At 72.6% G+C, this 15,738-nt stretch carries 15 protein-coding genes; 10 read left to right on the forward strand and 5 right to left on the reverse strand.

Annotated elements, in window-relative coordinates; all coding sequences use genetic code 11:
- Positions 1–9: 9 nt before the first annotated feature.
- The 5 genes from ACFPYL_RS05810 to ACFPYL_RS05830 are packed head-to-tail and all read left to right on the forward strand — an operon-like array spanning position 10 to position 4,537.
- Positions 10–855, forward strand: coding sequence for a 3-hydroxybutyryl-CoA dehydrogenase (locus ACFPYL_RS05810; protein ID WP_379151545.1), 846 nt, complete (start codon positions 10–12; stop codon positions 853–855).
- Positions 856–907: 52 nt separating this feature from the next.
- Positions 908–2,011 carry an HpcH/HpaI aldolase/citrate lyase family protein gene (locus ACFPYL_RS05815; protein WP_379151548.1) on the forward strand — a complete coding sequence of 368 codons (1,104 nt, stop codon included), beginning with the start codon at positions 908–910 and terminating at the stop codon, positions 2,009–2,011.
- Positions 2,004–2,870 carry an HpcH/HpaI aldolase/citrate lyase family protein gene (locus ACFPYL_RS05820; RefSeq protein WP_379151551.1) on the forward strand — a complete coding sequence of 289 codons (867 nt, stop codon included), beginning with the start codon at positions 2,004–2,006 and terminating at the stop codon, positions 2,868–2,870. Before ACFPYL_RS05815 ends, ACFPYL_RS05820 begins: the two co-directional genes overlap by 8 nt.
- Entirely contained in the window at positions 2,867–3,304 is a 438-nt protein-coding gene (gene dtd, locus ACFPYL_RS05825) for a D-aminoacyl-tRNA deacylase (protein WP_379151554.1), read from the forward strand. Before ACFPYL_RS05820 ends, dtd begins: the two co-directional genes overlap by 4 nt.
- 9 nt (positions 3,305–3,313) lie before the next feature.
- Positions 3,314–4,537 carry an RDD family protein gene (locus ACFPYL_RS05830; RefSeq protein WP_379151557.1) on the forward strand — a complete coding sequence of 408 codons (1,224 nt, stop codon included), beginning with the start codon at positions 3,314–3,316 and terminating at the stop codon, positions 4,535–4,537.
- Here ACFPYL_RS05830 and ACFPYL_RS05835 read toward each other — a convergent pair.
- The 5 genes from ACFPYL_RS05835 to hutH all read right to left on the reverse strand — a co-directional run bounded on the left by ACFPYL_RS05835 (position 4,525) and on the right by hutH (position 10,810).
- Positions 4,525–4,773 carry a peptide methionine sulfoxide reductase gene (locus ACFPYL_RS05835; RefSeq protein ID WP_379151560.1) on the reverse strand — a complete coding sequence of 83 codons (249 nt, stop codon included), beginning with the start codon at positions 4,771–4,773 and terminating at the stop codon, positions 4,525–4,527. The genes ACFPYL_RS05830 and ACFPYL_RS05835 overlap by 13 nt on opposite strands.
- Before the next feature lie 26 nt (positions 4,774–4,799).
- Positions 4,800–5,810 (reverse strand): M48 family metallopeptidase, encoded by a 1,011-nt coding sequence (locus ACFPYL_RS05840; protein WP_379151563.1) that lies wholly within the window; start codon positions 5,808–5,810, stop codon positions 4,800–4,802.
- A gap of 20 nt (positions 5,811–5,830) precedes the next feature.
- The gene (gene hutU / locus ACFPYL_RS05845) at positions 5,831–7,492 is read right to left on the reverse strand and encodes a urocanate hydratase (RefSeq protein ID WP_379151566.1); all 1,662 of its coding nucleotides are present in this window, start codon (positions 7,490–7,492) and stop codon (positions 5,831–5,833) included.
- Between the two features lie 79 nt (positions 7,493–7,571).
- On the reverse strand, positions 7,572–9,158 hold the full coding sequence (locus ACFPYL_RS05850) for a methyl-accepting chemotaxis protein (protein ID WP_379151569.1): 1,587 nt from the start codon (positions 9,156–9,158) through the stop codon (positions 7,572–7,574).
- Positions 9,159–9,238: 80 nt separating this feature from the next.
- On the reverse strand, positions 9,239–10,810 hold the full coding sequence (hutH, locus tag ACFPYL_RS05855; protein ID WP_379151572.1) for a histidine ammonia-lyase: 1,572 nt from the start codon (positions 10,808–10,810) through the stop codon (positions 9,239–9,241).
- 216 nt (positions 10,811–11,026) lie between these two features.
- Between hutH and ACFPYL_RS05860 the strand changes: the two genes are divergently transcribed.
- The 5 genes from ACFPYL_RS05860 to ACFPYL_RS05880 all read left to right on the forward strand — a co-directional run bounded on the left by ACFPYL_RS05860 (position 11,027) and on the right by ACFPYL_RS05880 (position 15,715).
- Entirely contained in the window at positions 11,027–12,283 is a 1,257-nt protein-coding gene (locus ACFPYL_RS05860; protein ID WP_379151575.1) for a choice-of-anchor P family protein, read from the forward strand.
- A gap of 75 nt (positions 12,284–12,358) precedes the next feature.
- The gene (locus tag ACFPYL_RS05865; RefSeq protein WP_379151578.1) at positions 12,359–13,567 is read left to right on the forward strand and encodes an MFS transporter; all 1,209 of its coding nucleotides are present in this window, start codon (positions 12,359–12,361) and stop codon (positions 13,565–13,567) included.
- A 43-nt stretch (positions 13,568–13,610) separates the two neighbouring features.
- Positions 13,611–13,982 carry a hypothetical protein gene (locus ACFPYL_RS05870; RefSeq protein WP_379151581.1) on the forward strand — a complete coding sequence of 124 codons (372 nt, stop codon included), beginning with the start codon at positions 13,611–13,613 and terminating at the stop codon, positions 13,980–13,982.
- Positions 13,983–13,991: 9 nt separating this feature from the next.
- Complete coding sequence (locus tag ACFPYL_RS05875) at positions 13,992–14,756, forward strand: IclR family transcriptional regulator (protein ID WP_379151584.1); 765 nt, start codon at positions 13,992–13,994, stop codon at positions 14,754–14,756.
- 23 nt (positions 14,757–14,779) lie between these two features.
- A complete protein-coding gene (locus tag ACFPYL_RS05880; protein ID WP_379151586.1) occupies positions 14,780–15,715 on the forward strand; it encodes a DMT family transporter in 936 nt (311 codons plus the stop codon).
- Positions 15,716–15,738 lie beyond the last annotated feature (23 nt).

Genomic DNA, 15,738 nt, shown 5'->3' on the forward strand with positions numbered 1-15,738 from the left:
GGGAGTCAGATGAAGAACGTGGCAGTTGTCGGCGGTGGCCTGATGGGGTCGGGCATCGCCGAGGTCAGCGCCCGAGCGGGCCATGACGTGATCGTGGTCGAGTCCAGCGACGACGCCGCGAAGGCGGCGCTGGGGCGGCTCGAGAAGTCGCTGGTGCGCGCCGAGGCGAAGGGCAAGATCGCGTCGGCGTCCGACGTGCTCGGCCTGATCCGGGTCGAGACCGACCTCGGCGCGGTCGCGGACCGCGAGGTCGTCGTCGAGGCGATCGTCGAGGACGAGGCCGCGAAGGTGGCGCTCTTCAAGTCGCTCGACGCGATCGTCGAGGCGCCCGACGCGATCCTGGCGTCCAACACCTCGTCGATCCCGATCATGAAGCTGGGCGTGGTCACCACCCGCCCGACCCAGGTGATCGGCATCCACTTCTTCAACCCGGTGCCGGTGCTCCAGCTCGTCGAGCTGGTCCCCTCCTTGCTGACCTCCGAGGACACCACCGCGCGCTCGCGCGCGTGGGTCGAGGGCTCGCTGGGCAAGCAGGCGATCGACTGCCAGGACCGCGCGGGCTTCGTGGTCAACGCGCTGCTGATCCCCTTCATCCTCTCGGCGATCCGGATGTTCGAGTCCGGCTTCGCCTCCGCCGAGGACATCGACCGCGGCCTCGTCCTGGGCGCCGCGCACCCGCAGGGCCCGCTGGCCCTCGCCGACCTGATCGGCCTGGACACGACGAAGGCCGTCGCCGAGTCGCTGTACGACGAGTTCAAGGAGCCGCTGTACGCCGCGCCGCCGCTGCTCCAGCGGATGGTCGACGCCGGGCTGCTGGGTCGCAAGACCGGTCGCGGGTTCTACACCTACGCCTGACTGTCAGATCGGTCATACCGGCGGGTAGCCATCCGCTGCTACCTTCCGCGGCATGAGCGGATCGCAGAGCCCGAAGGACTTCTTCCGACCCCTGGCCGTCGGGGCGCCGACGCCCCTGATGGACATCCCGGCGCGGCCGAGCCGGGCGATCCACTTCTTCGACCCCAGCAACCCGAAGATGGCGGCGAAGATCCCGGACATGGTCGGCACGGTCGACGTGCTGCTCGGCAACCTCGAGGACGCGGTCAAGGCGGACAACAAGGTCGCCGCTCGCGAGGGCCTCGTGAAGATCGCGCAGGACACCGCCAACCTCGGAGGGCAGAGCGCGCCCACCCAGCTGTGGACCCGGATCAACTCGCTCGACAGCCCGTGGGGGCTCGACGACCTCACCACCCTGGTCCCGGCGATCGGCGACAAGCTCGACGTGATCATGGTGCCGAAGGTGCAGGGCGCCGAGGACATCCACTACGTCGACCGACTCCTCGCGCAGCTCGAGGCGAAGGCCGGCCTGGAGCGGCCGATCCTGGTGCACGCGATCCTCGAGACCGCCCGCGGCGTCGCCAACGTCGAGGAGATCTGCGGCGCCAGCCCGCGCATGCAGGGCCTCAGCCTCGGCCCGGCCGACCTCGCCGCCGACCGCCGGATGAAGACCACGCGCGTCGGCGGCGGCCACCCGGGCTACCTGGTCCGCCAGGACCCGCCCCGGGAGAACGGCGTCGCCAACCTCGAGGCGACCCGCGCGACGTACCAGCAGGACCTCTGGCACTACACGATCGCGCGGATGGTCGACGCCTGCGCGATGCACGGCATCTACCCCTACTACGGCCCGTTCGGCGACATCAGCGACGTGGTCGCGTGCGAGGACCAGTTCCGCAACGCCTTCCTGCTCGGCTGCGTCGGCACCTGGAGCCTGCACCCCAAGCAGATCGCCATCGCCAACAAGGTCTTCAGCCCCAGCGTCGAGGACGTCGCGCACGCGCGGCGGGTCGCCGCCGCGATGGGTGACGGCACCGGTGCCGTGATGCTCGACGGCAAGATGGAGGACGACGCCTCGCTCAAGCAGTGCCTGGTGATGGTCGAGCTGGCCGAGCAGCTGGCCGCCATCGACCCGGAGCTCAAGAAGGCGTACGACGCCATCGAGGTGGCCGATGTCTGAGTTCACCCCGCTGCGCAGCGTCCTCTACATGCCCAGCTCCAACGCCAAGGCGCTGGAGAAGGCCAAGACGTTGGCGATCGACGCCGTCATCTTCGACCTCGAGGACGCCGTCGCCCCCGACGCCAAGCCCAGCGCCCGCGAAGCGGCGGCCGCTGCCGTCGCGAGCGGCGAGTACGGACGCCGTACCCTCACCATCCGCGCCAACGGCATCGGCACCGAGTGGCACGACGCCGACCTCGAGGCCGCTGCCCAGGCCGGGCCGGACGCGGTCGTCGTCCCCAAGGTCAACAGCGCCGCCGAGGTTGCCCAGCTGGTCGACGCACTGGAGCGGTACGGCGCACCCGACCACACCAAGCTCTGGGCGATGATCGAGACGCCGGTCGCGATCCTCGACGCGCTCAGCATCGCGCGCTCCTCCGAGCGGTTGACCTGCTTCGTGATGGGCACCAACGACCTCGTCAAGGAGCTGTACGCCGAGCACGTGCCCGGCCGCGCCCCGATCCTGCCGAGCCTGCACACCGCACTGCTGGCCGCGCGGGCCGCCGGCATCGCGATCCTCGACGGCGTCTACAACGACGTGAAGGACGTCGACGGCTTCCTCGCCGAGTGCGACCAGGGCCGCCAGATGGGCTTCGACGGCAAGACCCTGATCCACCCCGGCCAGGTCGAGGGCGCCAACAGCGCCTTCGCCCCCTCCGAGCAGGCGGTCGAGGACGCCCGCGGCCTGATCCAGGCCTTCGAGGACGGCGCCGGTCGCGGCGTCGTCACCTACAACGGCCGGATGGTCGAGAACCTGCACGTCGAGTCCGCCCGCCGCATCCTCGACATCCACGAAGCCATCGAGGCCCTCCAGGCGTGAGGGCGGTCGTCCAGCGCGTCCTCGGCGCGAGCGTGACGGTCGGCGGCGAGACCGTCGGCGCCATCGAGGGCGCCGGGCTGCTCGTCTACCTCGGCGTCACCCACGACGACGGCCCGGCCGACGTCGCCTGGATCGCCCGCAAGATCTGGGACCTGCGCATCCTGCGCGACGAGCAGTCGGCCTCGGACGTCGCGGCGCCGGTCCTGGTCGTCAGCCAGTTCACGTTGTACGGCGACGCCCGCAAGGGTCGGCGGCCCACCTGGCAGGCGGCCGCGCCGGGGCCGGTCTCCGAGCCGTTGTACGCCGCGGTCTGCGACGCTCTCCGCGAGCTCGGCGCCCAGGTCGAGACCGGCGCCTTCGGCGCCGACATGCAGGTCACGTCGGTCAACGACGGGCCGATCACGATGGTCCTCGAGAGCCCGTCGGACCGATAGCGTCGCCCCATGGCGGACGCGCACGCGGAGGGGCGAGGGCTCTTCCACCGGATCACCGGTGGGGTGACCGAGCGCGTCGTCGGTGTGATCGACCCGGACATCGTGCTCGAGCAGGTGGACGTCAACGCCGTCCTCGACCGCATCGACGCCGACGCACTGCTCTCCCGCGTGGACATGAACGCCCTGCTCGCCCGGGTCGACGTCAACGCCCTCCTGGACCGCATCGAGCCCGACGACCTGCTGGACCGGGTGGACCCCGACCGCCTGCTCGCGCGCGTCGACGTCGGCGCGCTGCTCGCCCGCGTCGACCCGAACGAGCTGATGGCGCGGGTGGACGTCGCGGCCCTCCTCGCCCGCGTCGACCCGAACGAGCTGATGGCGCGGGTCGACCCGGACGCGCTGATCGGTCGCGTCGACATGAACGCCCTGCTCGACCGCGTGGACCTCAACGCCCTGCTGGCCAAGGTCGACATCGAGGCGCTGCTGGCCGACGTCGACCTGGAGGCGCTGGTACGCCGCTCCGGGGTGCCCGAGCTGGTCGCGGAGAGCACCAACCAGCTCGCCGGGTCGGCGCTCGACCTGGTCCGCCGCCAGCTGGTCGCGCTCGACGTCGTGATCGACCGGATCCTGAACCGGCTGATGCGGCGCGACCCCGACGCCCAGCCGGTCGGGCCGCCGCTGCTGCAGGTCGCCCCGGCGGTGGAGCCGGCGGTGGCTCGGAGGGGTGGCGCGCGGCTCTCGGTCAGCGGCCACTACGCCGGTCCGGTCACCCGGGGCGTCGCGGCTGCGGCGGACGTCGCGATCATCACCACGTCGTACACCTTGGGCATCGCCGGCCTCGCCTTCCTGTCCGGCATCTTCTTCGGCAGCTCCCTCGACGACCTCAGCGGCCGCGGCCCGCTCGCGGTCGCGACCCTGGCCGTGTGGGCGTGGTTCTACTCGTTCGGCTCGCACGCCGTCGCGGGCCGCACCCTCGGCAAGGGCATCGTGGGCATCCGCGTCGTCGGCGCCGACGGCAGCCCGCTGTCGGTGCGGCAGGCGTTCGTCCGCACCCTCGTCTTCCCGCTCAGCGCGCTGCTCTTCGGCCTCGGCTTCCTGATGATCCTGGTCCAGCGCGAGCACCGCGCCCTGCACGACCTGATCGCCGGCACCTCGTCGGTCTACGACTGGGGCGAGCGGGCGGCCGAGATGCCCGGGCCGCTGTCCGCCTTCCTGGCCCGTCAGTCCGCCTGATCCGGCACCGACGCGTCGAAGGCCGCGTCACGCAGGAACGCGAGCACCTTCTCGGCGGGCATCTCGCAGGGCCGGAGCTCGACGCTGTCCCCCGCCAGGTACACGTTCGTGCTCACCACGTCGGTGCCGCCGAGCTCCTCGGCGTACACCGAGACCGCCCGGCCGTCGGCCCGCAGCGTCTTGATCACGCCGTACCGCCGCCCGTCGTACGTCGCCGACGACCAGCCCTCGGGCACCCGCCCGACGAGGTCGGCGAGCGGGCTCAGGCGTCGCCCCGGCGGAACGTCTCGTCCAGCCAGACCTTCACGCTGCCGAGCACGCCGGCGACGTCGTGGACCATCTTGCCGACGGCGTCCTGGCTTTGCCGGAAGCTCTCGGAGTACGACGCGGCCGCGGCCTTGGCGGCGTCGCTGACCTTGGCCTGCTCGTCGTCCTGGCGGCGCGGGTAGTCGCCGCCGAGGATCGCGGTGTACTCACCCGAGTCGACCCAACGTCGCAGCTCGGTCGCGCGAACGACGAGGAAGGGGTGCGAGCGGTTCTCGACCAGCAGCATCTTGAGGACGGAGTCGCGCAGGTCGGCCTCGTCGTACTCCTGCCCCTGGGCGAAGAAGGACGTTGCGTCGAGGTCGTCGATGTGGCCGCCGCTCGCGAGCTTCATGTGGACCCGGAACGCCGTGGCCGGGTCCTGGGTCGCGAGCAGCCCGGCACGGTCGGCCGACAGCTCGGACTTGCGCGACCACTCGTAGAGCGCGGCGATGATGGCCCGCACGCCCAGGCCGCTCAGCGGGATCGCGGTGAGCACCCCGCTGAACTGGATCAGCCGCTGGAGCATGGTCTGGTAGACCGCGTGCCCGCTCATCGCGTGGCCGAGCTCGTGGGCCACGACGAAGCGCAGCTCGTCCTCGTCGAGCAGGTCGACCAGGCCGGAGTTGAGCACGATGATCGGCTTGTTCATGCCGATCGTCATCGCGCCCGGCATCGGGTTCGTGACCACGTAGAGCTCCGGCAGCTCCGGCGCGTCGAGGGTGCGCCCGACCTCGCCGAGCAGCCGGTGCAGGCGCGCGAACTGCCGCTCGTCCACGCGGATCGCGGAGCCGAGGAACACCAGGCGCACGGCGCGCTCGTTGAACAACCCGGACATCGCCTTGAGCAGCGAGTCGAAGCCCTTCAGCTTCCGCAGGGCGACCAGGGCGCCCCGGTCGGCGGGGTGCTCCCACGCGCGGGAGCTGATGTCGGTCAACGTCGCCCGAGAGCGGGCCGGCTGCTGGCTCACGCGCCCACTGTAGGGGCCGGTCAGCCCTCCTGCATCGGGATCCGCACGCCGCGCTCGGCAGCGACCTCGACCGCTCGGTCGTAGCCGGCGTCGACGTGGCGGATGACGCCCATGCCGGGGTCGTTGGTGAGGACCCGCTCGATCTTCTGCGCGGCCAGGTCGGTGCCGTCCGCGACGCAGACCTGGCCGGCGTGGATCGAGCGGCCCATGCCGACGCCGCCGCCGTGGTGGATCGACACCCACGACGCACCCGACGCCGTGTTGACCAGCGCGTTCAGCAGCGCCCAGTCGGCGATGGCGTCGGAGCCGTCGAGCATCGCCTCGGTCTCGCGGTACGGCGAGGCGACCGACCCGCAGTCGAGGTGGTCGCGACCGATCACGATCGGCGCCTTGAGCTCGCCCGACGCGACCATCTCGTTGAACTTCAGGCCGGCCAGGTGGCGCTCGCCGTACCCGAGCCAGCAGATCCGGGCGGGCAGGCCCTGGAAGTGCACGCGCTCGCCGGCCATGGTGATCCACTTCCGGAGCCGCTCGTTCTCCGGGAAGAGCTCGAGGATCGCCTGGTCGGTGGCGGCGATGTCGGCCGGGTCGCCGGAGAGCGCCGCCCAGCGGAAGGGACCCTTGCCCTCGCAGAAGAGCGGCCGGATGTAGGCCGGCACGAAGCCGGGGAACTCGAACGCCCGGTCGTAGCCGCCCTTGCGCGCCTCGTCACGGATCGAGTTGCCGTAGTCGAAGACCTCGGCGCCCTTGTCCTGGAGCTCGACCATCGCCCGGACGTGCGCGGCCATCGCGGCCTGCGCCTCCTTGGTGAACCCGGCCGGGTCCGCCGTCCGACGGGCCTCCCACTCCTCGAAGGGCACGCCGACCGGCAGGTAGAAGAGCGGGTCGTGGGCCGAGGTCTGGTCGGTGACGATGTCGATCGGCGCGTCCATCTCCAGCAGCGCGGGCAGCAGCTCGGCGGCGTTGCCGAGCACGCCGATCGAGAGCGGGCGTCGCTCGTCGCGGGCCTCGATCGCCAGCGCCACGGCGTGCTCGAGGGAGTCGGCCTGGACGTCGAGGTAGCGGTGGTCGATCCGGCGCTGGATGCGCGACTGGTCGCACTCGACGCAGATCACGACGCCGTCGTTCATGGTGACGGCGAGCGGCTGCGCGCCACCCATGCCGCCCAGGCCCGCGGTCACGGTGATGGTGCCGGCGAGCGTCCCTCCGAACCTCTTGTCGGCGACGGCCGCGAAGGTCTCGAACGTGCCCTGGAGGATGCCCTGGGTGCCGATGTAGATCCAGGAGCCGGCGGTCATCTGGCCGTACATCGTCAGGCCGAGGTCCTCGAGCCGGCGGAACTCCTCCCAGTTCGCCCAGTCGCCCACCAGGTTGGAGTTGGCGATCAGCACGCGCGGCGCCCACTCGTGGGTGCGCATCACGCCGACCGGCTTGCCCGACTGCACGAGCATCGTCTCGTCGTCCGCGAGCGTGGTCAGGGTGCGCACGAGCGCGTCGTACGCCTCCCAGCTGCGGGCGGCCTTGCCGGTGCCGCCGTACACGACCAGGTCCTCGGGGCGCTCGGCGTTCTCGGGGTCGAGGTTGTTCATCAGCATCCGCAGCGGCGCCTCGGTCTGCCAGGACCTCGCGGTCAGTGCGGTGCCGTGGGCGGCGTGGATGGGCAGTCGTGGGTTCGAGGCCATGGGTCCAGTGAACGAGCCGAGGGGGCCCGGCGCCAGATGCACCGGACCCCCTCGTGTCTCACATCCGAGACGCCGCCACTCAGACGCGGAAGCGGCCGACCGCCTCCTCGAGCTGGGCACCCATGTCGGCGAGCTCGCCGGCCGAGCGCTGCGCGTCGTTGACACTCGCGAGGGTCTGGGCCGCGGCCCCGGCGATGCCGGCGACGTTGTCGGCGATGCCCTCGGAGCCGTTGGCGGCCTCGAGCACGTTGCGGTTCATCTCGTTCGTGGTGGCGGTCTGCTCCTCCACGGCCGAGGCGATCGTCATCTGGAAGTCGTTGATCTCCGCGATGACGGCGCTGATCTGGCTGATCGCCTCGACGGCGCCGCTGGTGTCGGCCTGGATCGCGACGACCCGGCGCGAGATGTCCTCGGTGGCCCGCGCGGTCTCCTGCGCGAGCTCCTTGACCTCACCGGCGACGACCGCGAAGCCCTTGCCGGCCTCACCGGCACGAGCGGCCTCGATGGTGGCGTTGAGCGCGAGCAGGTTGGTCTGCTCCGCGATCGAGGTGATCGCCTTGACCACGGACGCGATCTCCTGCGAGGACGCGCCGAGCTTGCCGACCGTCTCGGTCGTGTTCTCGGCGATGCCCACCGCGTTGCCGGCGACCTGGGCGGCCGCGTTCGCGCTCTGGGCGATCTCGCGGATCGCCGACTCCATCTGCTCGGAGCCGTCGGCGACGGTCCCGACGTTCTTGGAGACCTCGCCTGCGGAGGACGACGCGACGTCGGCCTGGCGGGCGACGCCCTCGACGTTGCCGGCGATGGCGTCGGCCGTGCCGCGCAGCTCCGAGGACGACCCGGCGAGCCGCTGGGCGAAGTCCCGCACGAGCACCATGACGGCACCGAGGGCCTCGAGGGTGGCGTTCAGCGACCGGTTCATCTCGGCGATCTCGCGGGGGCCGGTCTCGTCGACGCGGACCGTGAGGTCACCCTCGGCGACCCGGGCGAGCAGGTCGCGGGTGCGGTCGATCGGGCCGGCGACGCTGCGGGCGCAGGCGACGCCGAGGCCGACGCTCAGCGCCAGGCCGACGAGGATGATCACGATGGTCAGGGTGCGCGCGGACTCGAACGCGTCGCGCGCCGACTGCGCCTGGGCGGCGGCGGCCTTCTGCTCCGCGGCGTTGGCCGCGTCGATCGCCTTCTGGGCGTCGACGGCGAGGGTGTTGAGCTGCTGGAGGACCGCGCCGGACTCGGCGGGCGTGAGATCACCCGACTTCAGCTTGTCGACCTCGTCGATGGTGCTCTGGATCGCCGTCGCGAAGGCGTCGACGTTGGAGGCGACGTCCTTCGGGAGGTCCATCCCCTTGACCGTCTCGACGCTCTTGTTGAGGTCCTGGAGCGAGGCGGCCTGGAGCTTCTGCTCCGCGGCCAGCGTCTCGGGCGGCAGCGCCGTGATCGCGAGACGGGCGTCGTGGGTCTCGTACTCCCACCACAGCACCTGGAGGTTCCGGGTGCCGTCGAGCTGGACGGTGCCCTGCTCGTAGACGGCCTGGGCGCGGTCGCTGATGGTGTTCATCCGCGTGAGCGCGAAGCCGGCGACGACCACGCTGGTCAACGAGACCACGAGGAACGCCGCGAGGAGCCTCGCCCTCAGGGAGAGCGACGACAGGGACGACTGGGACACGATCCACCTCCATTTCGGATCGTCCGTCGATCCGAGTCAGCAGGTGGAATCGACCGCTCCCGCCTGGACCTGAGCGTCGGTCACCAGCGCAGCGGGCCGACGACCTCCTCGGCGGCGCGCAGCACCGCCCCCGAGCCCACGAGCGCCACGGCGGCCTCGATCTCCGGGGACAGGTGCCGGTCCGGCCCCGGACCCTCGATGCCGGCCCCCCGCAGCAGGGCGACCACCGCACCGGTCGCCGGCGACGGGGTCAGCGGGGCACGCAGGTCCAGCGCCCGCGCCGCGGTCAGCACCTCGATCGCGACGACGCGCATGAGGCCGTCGACCGCCCGGCGCAGCTTGCGGGCGGCCGACCACCCCATCGAGACGTGGTCCTCCTGCATCGCGCTCGACGGGATCGAGTCGACCGACGCCGGGACGGCGAGCCGCTTCAGCTCGGAGACGATCGCGGCCTGGGTGTACTGCGCGATCATGTGGCCGCTGTCGACGCCCGGGTCGTCGGCGAGGAACGGCGGCAGCCCGTGGTTGCGGGCCTTGTCGAGGAACCGGTCGGTACGCCGTTCGCTGATCGACGCGACGTCCGCCGCGACGATGGCGAGGAAGTCGAGCACGTAGGCGACGGGCGCCCCGTGGAAGTTGCCGTTGGACTCGACGCGTCCCTCCTCGGCCAGCACCACGGGGTTGTCGACCGCCGAGGCCAGCTCGCGCCCGGCGACCAGCGCGGCGTGGTCGACGGTGTCCCGCGCGGCCCCGTGCACCTGCGGCGAGCAGCGAAGCGAGTAGGCGTCCTGGACCCGGTTGCAGTCGGGACCTCTGTGCGACGCGACCACGCCCGAGCCGGCGAGCAGGGCGACCAGGTTGGCGGCCGACGCGGCCTGCCCGGGGTGCGGCCGGATCGCCTGCAGCTCGGGGGCGAACACCCGGTCGGTCGCGAGCTGACCCTCGACCGACATGGCGGCGGCGATGTCGGCGGTCCTCAGTAGCATCCGCAGGTCGGCGATCGCCATCACCAGCATGCCGAGCATCCCGTCGGTGCCGTTGATGAGCGCCAGGCCCTCCTTCGCGGCGAGCTCGACCGGCGCCAGCCCGGCGGCGGCGAGCGCGTCAGCCGCCGGCATCAGCGTGCCGGCCGCGTCGCGGACCTCGCCCTCCCCCATCAGCGCCAGCGCGCAGTGCGACAGCGGCGCCAAGTCGCCCGAGCAGCCGAGCGAGCCGTACTCGCGCACCACCGGCGTGATGCCGTGGGTCAGCAGCCCGGCCAGCAGCTCCGCCGTCCCCCGGCGTACGCCGGTGTGGCCGGTCGCCAAGGTCGAGAGGCGCAGCAGCATCAGGGCGCGCACCACCTCTCGCTCGACCTCGGGACCCGAGCCGGCGGCGTGCGAGCGCACCAGCGAGCGCTGCAGCTGGGCCCGCATCTCCGTGGGGATGTGCCGGGTGGCGAGCGCACCGAACCCGGTCGAGATGCCGTACGCCGGGGTCGGGGCCCCGGCGAGCTCGTCGACCACCGCCCGCGCCCGGTCGATGGCCGCCAGCGCGTCGTCGGAGAGCCGCACCGCAGACCCCTCGCGGGCCACGGCGATCAGGTCGTCGAAGGAGACCGCACCGACGCCGATCTCGACGGTCTGGGTCAGGTCACTGGTGCCGGTCGTCATGGGTCCATCCTCGCCGCGCCGGCCCGCGCCGGACAGGTCCGGCGACCCGACGACCGTCTGGGATCCGAGACGTGACGGGTGTCACAAGTGACTTCGGGACTGTCGCGCCCGTTGAGAGGGGACAGGTGGGGGGCATTCATCGGGCGGTCCGTGGGGACGGACCGGCAACTGGAGGGAACTGCCGCCATGGCACGCACACGCACTCTGATCGGGACCATGGCTGCCGCCGTGGCCCTCGCCCTCGCCGGGACGAGCCTCACCGTCGCCGACGCGGCACCGGCCGCGCAGGAGCGGTCCACGAACCCCGCCGCCACGCCGTTCGCCCTCAAGAGCTGGGGCTACGGCACCCGGGTCCAGGGCGGTCAGGCGCCGGCCCAGTCCGGCGTCCCGGCGTACGAGGTCATCGGCTGCACCAACCTCGCCGGCATCGACAAGACCAACCAGGTCGCCGACGTCGCACTGCCCGGCCTGGGCACCATCAGCGGCGTCAAGACCCGGGTCTGGACGACCAGGTCGGGCGGCGTCGTCTCGTCGTGGGCCGAGAACACCATCGGCAAGGTGGTGCTGAGCGACTCGCCGCTGGGCACCCTGACGCTCTCCGCCGTCTCCACCACCGCGCACGCCTTCCACGACGGATCCGGCTTCAAGACCGAGGCGAACACCGACCTCGCCCGCCTGCAGTTCAAGCCGCCGGTCGGGCCCGCGATGGACCTCCCGCTCCCGACGCCGAGCCAGCCCGTCGAGATCCCGCAGGTGGGCAAGGTGATCATCGCCCACAAGAAGGCCAACACCTCCGCCAACGGCGCCCAGGTCTTCGCCAACGGCCTCAAGATCCGGCTCTACCAGACCGGGTCGGTCGTGCGCGTGGCGCACGCCGTTGCGCAGATCGCGCGGGGCGCGACGGTCGGCGTGTTCTCGGGTGAGTCCTACGCGATCGGCGGCAACGCGGCCGGCGACATCGTCCGGCTCGGCCGCAACCCGCTGATGAAGATGCCCTGCCAGGGCACCAACGGCGTGGTCCGCCACCGCGAGCTGGGGGGCCTCGACCTGGGTGGTCAGGTCGTCGTCGGCGCCGCGTCGAGCTCGTCGGTCGGTGACCAGAACGCCAAGCGCGCCTGGGGCCGCGAGCGCAGCCGGGTGGCGTCGATCAACCTCGCCGGCGCCCTCCAGGTCACCGGCATCGTCGGCCAGGTCAACGTCGCCCGCTTCGGGCCCAACCGCACCAAGCTCAAGGCCAACACCCGCGGCTCGACGCTCGGGCGGCTGATCGTCAACGGGGAGACGCGCACCCTCCCGGCGCAGGGCCTCGAGATCCCCGGCGTCGCCAAGCTCGAGCCCATGGTCACGACGCGGATCCCGGGCGGGATCAAGGTGACGGCGCTGCGGATCACGGTGCTCGACGGCACCGGTGCGGTCATCGAGCTCGGCAACGCCCGACTCGTCGTGAAGCGGCTCAACAAGATCGTCCACTGACCTGGTCGCCGATCTCACAGGTCACCCTGCAAGACGGAGCATGAAGGGCGGACCGGCGCGGCGTTGACTAGGGGCGTGAGCCTCCGTCAGCTGCCGACCGCGCCGGTCCGCACCGTCTCCACCGCCCGCCGGTGGTCGATGCTGGCGGCCAGCACCCTGGCCCAGGCCGCCGCCGCGGTGATGATCCACGGGCCCGCGTTCCTCATCCCAACCCTCCACGAGCGGGAGGGCCTGAGCCTGGCCGAGGCCGGCCTGGTCGCCGCGGCCCCGACCATCGGCGTGATGCTGACCCTGGTCGCCTGGGGCTGGGTCACCGACCGGCGCGGCGAGCGCTTCGTGATGCTGACCGGCCTCGGCGCCACGACGCTGGCCGGGATCGCCAGCGCGCTGACCGAGAGCCTCCCCCTCCTGGTGGTCACCCTCTTCCTGGCCGGCGCCGCGGCCGCGAGCACGAACGCCGCGAGCGGCCGGGTCGTCGTCGGCTGGTTCCCACCGCAGCGACGGGGCCTCGCGATGGGCATCCGCCAGATGGCGCAGCCCATCGGCGTCGGCGTCGCCGCGATCTCGATCGCCGTGGTCGCCGACGGGCACGGCATCCAGGCCGCCCTCTGGGTCCCCACCGTCGCCTGCGCCCTGGCCGCACTGCTGGCCGCGGCCGTGGTCATCGACCCGCCCCGGCCGGAGCGGACGGCCGGTACGCCGGTCGCCAACCCCTACCGTCAGGACTCGTTCCTGGCCCGGATCCACGGCGTCTCGGTGCTGCTCGTCGTCCCGCAGTTCCTCGTGTGGTCCTTCGCCCTGGTCTGGCTCGTGCAGGAGCGCGGCTGGTCGCCCGCCGCGGCCGGGTCGCTGGTCGCGGTCGCGCAGGTCGCCGGGGCGCTGGGCCGGATCGCGGTCGGCCAGCTCTCCGACATGGTCGGCAGCCGGCTGCGGCCGCTGCGCTGGGTCGCCCTGGCGGCGACGGTGACGATGGCGCTGCTGGGTCTGACCGCCGCCCTGGACCTCGCCGTCGCGGTGCTGCTCGTGGTGGTCGCGACCCTGGTGACGGTGGCCGACAACGGTCTCGCGTTCACGGCCGTCGCCGAGCGCGCCGGTCCGTTCTGGTCCGGCCGGGCGCTGGGCGCCCAGAACACGGCGCAGTTCCTCGCCGGCTCCGCCGTACCCCCGCTCGCCGGCCTCGCGATCGGCGAGCTCGGGTACGCCGCGGCGTTCGCCCTCGGCGCGCTCTTCCCCCTCGTGGCGGCGCCGCTGGTCCCCGTGCGCGAGGAGCGCGCGTTGAGCTGAGGGTCAAGTGGGTACGGGATCCCTCGGAGAGAGGGAGGAACCCATGTCCACCACCGTCACGATCATCGTCATCGTGGTCGTCGTGCTCGTCGTCGCCGGCCTCGCGGTCGCACTGAGCCGCCGGCGTACGGCGCAGCGACGCGAGCACGCCGGACACCTGCGCACCGAGGCTGCCGCCCAGTCCGAGGCGATCGACAGCTCGCAGCGCGACGCCGCCGCGGCCGAGGCCCGCGCCGAGGTCGCCCGCGCGGAGGCCGAGCGCGCCGAGCAGGACGCGGCGCAGGCCCGGCAGGGCCTGCACGTCGAGGAGGCCCGCCAGGAGGACTCCCTGCGCGCGGCCGACGCGATCGACCCGGACGTCGACCACCGGGCCGACGACTACCGTCCTGGCGCCGCCGGGAGCCGGGAGCCGTAGCCTTCGGGCATGAGCCAGGTGCCTGCGGCGACCCGCACGATGCGGGTCCTGCGGTTCCTGGCCGGCCAGCCCGACCCGGTCCCACTCGACCGGATCATGCGCGCGTGCGACCTGCCGCGGAGCACGACGTACCACCTGCTCAACGCGATGATCGAGGAGGGCTTCGTCGTCCACCTCGCCGACGAGCACCGCTACGGCCTCGGCCTCGCGGCGTTCGAGCTCGGCAGCGGCTACGCGCGCCAGGAACCCTTGCAGCGCCTGGCCCGTCGGCCCCTGGCCGCCCTCGTCGACCGGGTCGGCCACTCGGCGCACCTGGCCGTGCTGCACGGCCGAGAGGTCCTGTACGTCGTCGAGGAGCGCGCCCCCGGACGACCGCCGCTGGTCACCGACGTCGGGGTCCGGCTGCCGGCACACCTGACGGCGAGCGGCCGAGCGATCCTCGCGCAGCTGCCGGCCCCGCAGGTGCGCGCGCTCTACTCGCAGCCGTCCGACTTCGTGGACCGGCACGGCCACGGGCCGCGCACCCTGAGCGCACTGCGCCGGGTGCTCGCCGACGCCCGCCAGCGGGGGCACGCCGTCGAGGACGGCGAGGTGACGCCCGGGCTGGCGAGCGTCGCCGTGGCGGTGTCCGACCACAACCAGCACCCGGTGGCGGCGGTCGCCGTGACCTACCCCGACCAGCCCGCCGGGTCCACCGACGCGACCAGGCTCGCCGCCGAGGTGAGCGCGACGGCCGCCGGTCTGACCCGGCGGATAAGCGGTTGGACCGGCTGAGCACCAGCCGGTTGGATGGTGCGGTGACGACGCCGACCCCGCGTGCCGGCCTCGGCCTCCTCCAGATCTGCCTGGCCGGCGTCCTGTGGGGCACCGGCGGGCTCGGCGTCCAGGTGATCCGCGACCACGTCGAGATGCCGGTGCTGACGATCAGCGCCTGGCGGATGGCGATCGCCGCGGTCGTCCTGCTGGTGGTGCTCGTCGTGCTGCGACAGCTGCCGGCGCTGGTCGCTCTCGCCCGCGCGCACCCCCAGCGCGTGGTGCTCGTGGGCTGCGGGACGGCGGCCTACCAGGCGCTCTACTTCGGGTCGGTCGTCGCCGTCGGCGTCTCGGTCTCCACGGTCGTCAGCCTGGGCCTGGCGCCCGTGCTGCTGACGATCGTCGAGTCGGTACGCCGCCGGTCCGCGCCCGGGCTCGGGCAGGTCGGCGTGCTCGTGCTGGCGCTCACCGGGCTCGTGCTGGTCAGCCTCGCCGCGGGCGCCCACGACCCGGGCCCGCACCCGGTCCTCGGGGTGCTGCTCGCGGTCGGCTCCGGCGCGACGTACGCCGCCACGACGGCCGTCGGCCGATCGCTCACGCTGACCACCACGCCCCTGACCCTCACCACGGCGACGACCACGGTGGGTGCCGTCGCCCTCATGGTCTGCGCGGCCTTCGGCGGCTCGCTCACCGTCGGCCTCGACGACCCGACAGTCAGCCTGACGCTGGTCTACCTCGGCGTCTTCACGATGGCGCTCGCGTACGGCCTCTTCTACGCCGGGCTCCGCACGACACCCGGCAGCGCCGCCGTCGTCGCGACCCTGCTGGAGCCGGTGACCGCGGCCGTCGTCGCCGCACTCTGGCTCGACGAGCGGCTCGGCGTGGCCGGCATCGCCGGGACCGCGCTGATCCTGCTGGCGGTCGCCGGGCTGGGTCGTCGGGAGCCCGAGGTGGTTTCGACGCCCGTACCTCCGGGGTAGTCGGTTCGTTGGTTGCTCAGAGC

Source organism: Nocardioides hankookensis (genome assembly GCF_042658885.1).
Lineage (GTDB): Bacteria > Actinomycetota > Actinomycetes > Propionibacteriales > Nocardioidaceae > Nocardioides > Nocardioides hankookensis.